4 protein-coding genes and 2 pseudogenes are annotated in these 6,882 nt (G+C 74.3%); all 6 read right to left on the bottom strand.

What is annotated here, in order from left to right; all coding sequences use genetic code 11:
* Positions 1 to 274 (bottom strand): annotated as a pseudogene (locus tag KBI5_RS15570) (zinc ribbon domain-containing protein); the annotation flags it as partial.
* Complete coding sequence (locus KBI5_RS15565; RefSeq protein WP_241882941.1) at positions 271 to 2,430, bottom strand: serine/threonine-protein kinase; 2,160 nt, start codon at positions 2,428 to 2,430, stop codon at positions 271 to 273. The pseudogene KBI5_RS15570 and the gene KBI5_RS15565, both read right to left, overlap by 4 nt.
* Before the next feature lie 125 nt (positions 2,431 to 2,555).
* Complete coding sequence (locus KBI5_RS15560) at positions 2,556 to 3,587, bottom strand: glutamate ABC transporter substrate-binding protein (RefSeq protein WP_011436835.1); 1,032 nt, start codon at positions 3,585 to 3,587, stop codon at positions 2,556 to 2,558.
* 4 nt (positions 3,588 to 3,591) lie between these two features.
* Entirely contained in the window at positions 3,592 to 4,878 is a 1,287-nt protein-coding gene (locus KBI5_RS15555) for a hypothetical protein (RefSeq protein ID WP_011436834.1), read from the bottom strand.
* A gap of 120 nt (positions 4,879 to 4,998) precedes the next feature.
* Positions 4,999 to 6,273: an EAL domain-containing protein gene (locus KBI5_RS15550; RefSeq protein WP_232235112.1), complete on the bottom strand. Its 1,275-nt coding sequence runs from the start codon at positions 6,271 to 6,273 to the stop codon at positions 4,999 to 5,001.
* An 80-nt stretch (positions 6,274 to 6,353) separates the two neighbouring features.
* Positions 6,354 to 6,882: pseudogene (locus tag KBI5_RS15545) on the bottom strand (hypothetical protein); the annotation flags it as partial.

Below are 6,882 nucleotides of genomic sequence, written 5' to 3'. Positions count from 1 at the left end.
CGGCGAGGGCGAACCCGTCCTCGTTGCTCCGGTGGACGAGGCCGCGGTCCGACACGCCGGCCGCGATCGTCAGGTCGACATCGATCCGGTCGCCGGGCTCGCGGCCGGCCGCCGTCAGGGCCACGCCGCAGCGTTCGCAGAACCGGTCGTCGGGAAGGACCGGCGCCGCGCAGCCGGGGCAGCGTCCCGCCGTGCCGGGGTCCGCCGTGCCGGGGTCCGCCAGGCCGGGGTCCCGTGGCCCCGACGCCGGTCCCGGCCGCTGTCCGGCGTTCATACCAGGGTCCGCGGGCGGACACGGTTGGCGAGGTCGACGAGGGCGTACCGCTCGTCGGTGGTCGCGGCCAGCCGGGCGAGCTCCCGGTAGGCGCGTTCCAGGCCGAAGCGCAGGTCCGCTTCCCGCAGTGCGGCACCGGCGACCGTGACGCCCGGGTCCACCGGGAGCGTGCCGGCCGCCACCAGGTCGAGCGCGGTGGTCAGCAGATCCCGGGTGAGAGCGGCCCGGCGGCCCGAGTCGAGGTCCAGGCCGGCCAGCACGTCCGACGCGGCCATGATGCCGGCCCGGTTGGGGACGCCGGCCACGGTCACCGTGCCGAGTACCCGGGCCAGCCGGATCTGGGCGTCGACGTGGGCGGCCGAGGCCGGTGGTACCCGGCGGTAGGCGGCCACCGCACCGTCGCGGTTGCCCGCGGCGATCCGCACCCGCGCCAGCCCGAACGCCGCGCCGGTGAACGCGTCGTCGGTGCGCGACACCAGGTCATACAGCTGCTGCGCCCGGGGGAGGTCGCCGGCGGCCTCCGCGGTGCGCGCCAGCGCCAGCTTCGGCGCGAGCTCGCCCGGGACCTCGTCGTAGACCCGGTCGAACGCGCCGCGGGCCGCGGCGGTGTCGCCGTCGGCGAGTGCCAGCAGCCCGCGCTGCCAGTCCACCCGCCACTCGAAGGGGTCCTCCGCCTCGATCTCGGCGAGCATCTCGCGGGCGGCGGCGGTCCGGCCCAGGCGCATCCGCAGGTCGGCCAGGTGCAGGCGCGCCCCGACGCTGGTGGTTCCCATCGCACCGAGCAGCTCGGCGAGCTGCTCGGGCGCGAGGTCCGGCAGGGCGGTGAGCGGGTCCGCCGCCGGGTCGTCGGGGTCGGCCCGTAGCCGGGGCAGCACCGACCACGGCGGCAGCGCGGTGAGGCCACCTTCGCCGGTGAGGCCACCTTCGCCGGTGAGGCCACCTTCGCCGGTGAGGCCACCTTCGCCGGTGAGGCCACCTTCGCCGGTGGGGTGGAGGTCGCCGGTGAACCGCCGGCTCGGCGCCGGCGCCGGGGCCGGTGTCCCGCGTTCGGCCGCGACGATCTCCCGCAGCACCCCCAGCAGTTCGTCGTGCATCTCCTCGGCGCCGGTGAAGCGGCGGTCGGGATCGGGCGCGGTCGCCTTGAGCAGGAACCGGTACAGCGACTCGTGCCGGGCGAGGACGGGATGGTCCGCCGCCGGTGGCATCGTGTGCAGGTAGGTCGAGGTGTTACCGCGGAAGTCCAGGATGAGGGTCGCGAGAGTGCGTCCCACGGCGAACAGGTCGGAGGCGACCGAGGGGCCGGTGGTGGGCACCTCGGGTGCCTGGTAGCCGAGGGTGCCGCAGCCGGCTCCGGCTACTGCGCCGTCGTCGATGCGACGGATCGCGTCGAGGTCGATCAGGCGCGGTGTCTCCCGGCCGAGCATCACGTTGTCGGGTGTGAAGTCGCCGAACACCAGGCCGTTTCGGTGCAGGTAGGCGAAGGCGGGCAGCGCCGCGAGGAGGTAGGCGACGGCCTGGGTGACCGGCAGCGGGTCGGGCCGGCCGGCGTCGGCCCGACGCCGGCACAGCACCTCCCGCAGCGAGGTGCCGCCGATGTACTCCATCACGATGTAGCTCGTGCCGGCATGCTCGACGAAGGTGAAGATCCGCACGATCGCCGGATGGTCGACGGAGGCCAGGAACCGGCGCTCGGCGATGGCCGCGGCCTGTGCCTCGCGGTCGCCGGAGTCGAGCAGGCCCTTGAGCACGACCCAGGAGCCCTCCGCGACGCTCGGGTCCCGGGCGAGGTAGATCCAGCCCTGGCCGCCGTGCGCGAGGGCCCCCGCGATCTCGTACGGCCCGACGCGGTCACCGGCGTGCAGCGTGGGACGGAACGAGAACGGCTGGCCGCATCCCGGGCAGAAGCCCTCGGGACGCGCGGGCCGGCGGCCCCGGGCGCGTCCCGCCGGCGCGCCGCACCCGGCACAGGCCCGCCGCCGTTCCGGGATCTGCGGGTCCGCCAGCAGCATCGACGCCGGGTCCGGCACGTCGGGCTCGGGCACGTCGGGCTCGGGCACCTCGACCAGACCCGCGCCCAGCCGGCTCGGTGCGGTCCGCGACCCGTCCTCGACGACGCCGCCGCAGTCCGGCTCCGGGCAGGGGATGACCGCGTTCACGCACGCTCCTCGGTTGAGATCGTGGTTGAGATCGGGGTTGAGGTGAGGGGTGGGCGAGGGGGAGCGCCCCCCGAACGCAGCCGGGTCAGGACCGCGTCCATCTCCCACCGAGAGATCATCATCGGTCAGTCCCGGTAGCGGGCGACCGGTGGCGTCGGCGGCGGGGCGAACGGTGCCGACAGCCACCGCCGGGCCAGCCGTTTCCAGGTGCCGTCGGCGATCGCGCGGGCCAGCACGCCGTTGACGAAGCGGGTCAGTTCCGGATGGTCGAGGCTGACGGCGACCGCGTCCGGCTCGTCCGACAGGGCCGGTCCGACAACGTACAGCCGCGGGTCCTGGGCGGCCATCCCGTTGAGGATGGCCGTGGTGGTCATGACGGCGTCGACCTCCCCGGCCTGGAGCAGCACGAGGCAGTCGGCGATGTTCGGCACGGTGCGCAGCACCGGGCGCGACGGTGCCCGCCGGATGGTCGCCGCCGCGCCGGCCGCCGCGCCGGCCGCCGTGCAGACCCGTCGCCCACCGAGATCGTCCATCCCCTGGTACGGCGAGTCGCGGGGGACCAGGACCCGTTGCGTCTCGTTGTAGTAGACGGCGGAGAAGTCCACCAGCGCGCGCCGCTCGCAGTTCGTCGTCATGGTCGCCACGACGACGTCGACGGCGCCGTCGCGCAGGACCGGGATGCGCTCGGCGTAGGTGACCGCGCGGAACCGCACGTGTCCGTCCGCGCCGAAGATCCTCCGGCCGACCAGGTTGGCGATCTCCACGTCGAAGCCCTCGAACTGGCCGGTGAACGGGCTGATCGACCCGAAGGGCGGGACGTCGGCCAGCACCCCGGCGATGAGGTAGCCGCGGCGTTCGATCGTCTCCAGGACGGTGCCCGTGGGCATCGCGCCCGGCGAGGGCAGCCGGCCCGGCGGGCGCCAGCTGGCCTGCGGATCGTCGCAGGTGGGTGTCGGCGTCACGGCCGCGGCGGCAGGCGTGAGGGCGGCAGGCGTGAGGGCGGCGGGCCGCGGGGGCGTCGGCGTCGCGGGGGCCAGGGGTCGGGCCTGGGCCGGCAGCGGACTGTCGACCGTGCCGCAGGCGGTGACGCCGACCGCCAGGGCGACGGTAATCAGTACCGTCACCGCTCGCGCCGTCGCGACCCGGATGATCATCATCGGCTCACCGGTAGTCGTTGATTCTCAGCTGGATGCCGACGAAGGCCAGGGCCGCGGCGAGCCCGAGCGCCACGGTGGCGCCGAGCGGCAGGCGGTTCAGCGCCTCGCCGGCGGCGGACAGGCGCGCTTCGAAGCGGGTACGGCTGGTCGTGAACACCGCTTCCGAGGCGTCGTCGAACCGGGTGAAGGAGGTCGTGCCCTCGCCGAGCGCCACGGCCACCGCCTGCTGGAACCCGCCGACATCGGACACCAGGTTACCGACCCGCAGGCTTGTCGCCTGGTATCCGCGCCAGGCCGGTTCCAGGGCGGCGCGGGCCGGGCCGTCCGGGCCGCGCAGGGCCACCGTCGCCGGCAGAACCCCGGTCCCGCTCCGGCGCCCCCTGTCGTCGTAGCCCAGTCGGGCGGCCGCGGCGCGGGCGTCCTCGTCGAGTTCCACGCCGTTGCCGTGGGCGACCAGCGACAGGCTTTCGTCACCCCATGCCCGTAATGCCAGCACCCGGGCCTGCGCGGTCAGCGTCATCGGGACGTACCCGTGGTCCCGGCTTTCGACGAGACGGCCACGTTCCACGCCGAACGCGGTCAGCGTCAACCCGAGGATGATCGCGGTGAGCGCCGTGGCGGCGAGCAGCGGCAGATTGAGGATCCGGTGGGTGCGCCGGAACAGCCGCACCTGCAGCGCGACGAGCCCGGCGAGCGTCGCGGCGCCGACGGCGCCGACCAGGAACACCTGGTGCCAGGAGCTCGCCCGCCGGTAGCCGTGGTCGATGTCGGTGGCGTCGGCGGTGGCCAGCGCGTCGGCAGCGGGCAGGATGGTGTCCCGCATCAGCGCGGACGCCTGCCGCAGGTAGGCCCCGCCGACGGCGAGGCCGAGCCGGTTGTTCGCCCGGGCCCGTTCGACCAGGCCGGTGTAGACGGGCAGTTGCGCGCAGAGCACGGCCAGGGGCTGGCGCGGACCACCGGCGCGGGCGAGATCGACGACGCGGTCGCCCGCCGCGGCGATGCTGCGCGCGTAGGCGGCACGCTGCCCCGGTGGTTCGACGCCGCCGGCGAGGAAGGCACGGGCCGCCGTGGCGTCCGCCGCCCAGAGCTCGGCGCGCAGGCTCTGGGCGGCGATGAAGGACGCGCCGCTGTCCTTGGTCAGGGTGTCGATCGCGTGCCGGCGGGTCTGCGTGGCGCCGAGGGCGGTAACCCACAGTGCGACGAGCGCGAGGACCACGAGCACGGACAGCAGGCGCAGCCGGCCCGGCGGGGTCGCCGCCCGGCGCCGTACCCCCGTAGCCACCGCGGTCATGGCTGGTGAGCGTATGGCCTGCGCAACCGCCGGGTAGCCACACTGTCACCTTGGCGTCACCCCGGCTGGTACCTCGTGCTGGCGCTGCGGCTGTGGGGCCAGYCGGTAGCCGCCACGGGCTCAGCCGAGCCGCCGGGAGGAGGTGGCCGGCACCGGTTCCGGTTCGGCGGCCGTCGGCCGGTGCGCGGAGTGCTCCACCCAGGCGGCCCCGGCGGTCGTGGTGGGATGGCCGAGCAGGTAGCCTTGGCCGTAGGGGATCCCGGCCGCCATCGCCGTGTCGAGCTCCATCGGGGTTTCGATGCCCTCGGCGATGACGCAGCCGCCGATCTCGCCGGCGACCTGCACCAGTCCCGTCGCGATGGCGCGCCTGGCCGGATCGGTGTCGATCCCGTGGGTGAGGACCCGATCCAGTTTGATGATCTCCGGGCGCAGGTGGATGAGCTGTTCCAGGCCCGCGTAGCCGGTGCCGACGTCGTCGATCGCGATGCGGACCCCGCGGCGGCGCAGCACGCCGACGGCGACCAGCAGCTCCGAGTCGTCGCCGATGTGCTCGTGCTCGGTGATCTCCACGATGAGGCGATCGGCCCCCCGGTCGGGAAGGATGTCGACCAGGCCGGAGGTGATGGTGGACGGCGAGGCGTTGACGGCGAGGGTGAGGTCGGACGGGAGCGTCGGCAGGACGGTCAGCGCGTGGCGGATCGCCATGAGTTCCAGTTCGATGCTCAGGCCGACGGTTGCGGCGTCGTTGTACCACTGCTGCGCATCGCCGGTCGTGTGGGGGAAGCGGGACAGCGCCTCGACCCCGACGATCCGCTCGTCCGTGAGCCTGAAGATCGGCTGGAAGATCATCTTTGGGCCGCCCGCGTCGATGAGGTCGCTCACCTCCTGCCAGATGCGGCGTCGCTGTTCCCACAGGCGGTGCAGGTCGAGGACCGCGTCGCTCAGGAAGGCCGCCAACAGGTGCAGGAAGTGCACGTCGCGGTCGCGTGGGTGGGGGAGCGCGTCGTGGGCGAGGCAGCCGACTATGCCGTACACCTCGCCGTCGTTGTCGGCGACCGGCGCCGCGGCGTACGCGCCGACGCCCAACTCGCGGACGACGCCCGCGTCCGCGGTGCGCGGATCGGTGCGCGTGTCCGCGACGATCTCCGGTATCTCGCCGGACAGCACCCGCCCGAGCAGGGCATGCTCGCGGCGGATCGTCGAACCCGGCGCCAACCTGAACCCCCGTGCGTCCCCGCTGAGAACCTGCAGGACAAGCAGATCCCCGTCGATCCGGGCCAGCCCCGCGACGTCCATCCGCAGATGCCGGCGCAGGATCTCGAGGAGATCCGTCACTACTGTGTCCGGCTGTGTGACGCCTGCCGGCGGGCCCAACGTCGACAGCGCATCCGTCATCCGGACCACCTCCATGTTCGGCATGCCCGAAACCACCCGCTGTCATGCCGGGCCGGAGCGCTGTCATGCCGGGCCGGAGCTCAGGCCAGGGCGGCCTCGACGGCGTCACCGACCAGCTGGCCCAGCCGCGGTGGCGCTCCGCGACGCACGCGCACGTGCAGGGGTTCGGGCGCAACGGCGGGCAGGTCGTGGCGCCGTTCGAGCCCCGGGGGAACCGGCCCGACGTCGGCGAGCAGAGCCACCCCGACCCCGGCGCGGGCGGCGTGCAGCACACCGGCGAGATGGCCTGCCTCACCGACCACCCATGCCGTGCGCCCGACCCGCGCCAGGGTGCTCAACGCCTGGCTGCGAATGGTGCAGGGATCGTTGATCGCCACGAGGGGCAGCGGCCGGTCCGGCGGCGGAGGAGTCCAGCCGGCGGCGGCGTACCAGGCGAGGGGAAGGCAGCCGGCGGGGCGGGCCACCGCGCCCCGTGCCGTTCCCAGGAGCACGGCGACGTCGACGGCACCCTGGTCGTACGTATTCGGAAATCCCGTTGGGGCATGATCGTGGGCGGCGTGACCGTGGGGCACTCCGCTGGGGTCTCGGGGGTCGGGGTCAGCCGGGAGG

The organism is Frankia sp. KB5 (assembly GCF_002099325.1).
In the GTDB taxonomy this organism is placed as follows: domain Bacteria; phylum Actinomycetota; class Actinomycetes; order Frankiales; family Frankiaceae; genus Frankia; species Frankia casuarinae.
This window is presented reverse-complemented; position numbering and strand designations above follow the sequence as displayed.

What these genes read in the sequence shown, in the direction of transcription:
- KBI5_RS15560 (WP_011436835.1), bottom strand. Translation starts at nt 3,587, where the DNA reads ATGATGATCATCCGGGTCGCGACGGCGCGAGCGGTGACGGTACTGATT.
- KBI5_RS15555 (WP_011436834.1), bottom strand. Translation starts at nt 4,878, where the DNA reads ATGACCGCGGTGGCTACGGGGGTACGGCGCCGGGCGGCGACCCCGCCG.
- KBI5_RS15550 (WP_232235112.1), bottom strand. Translation starts at nt 6,273, where the DNA reads ATGACGGATGCGCTGTCGACGTTGGGCCCGCCGGCAGGCGTCACACAG.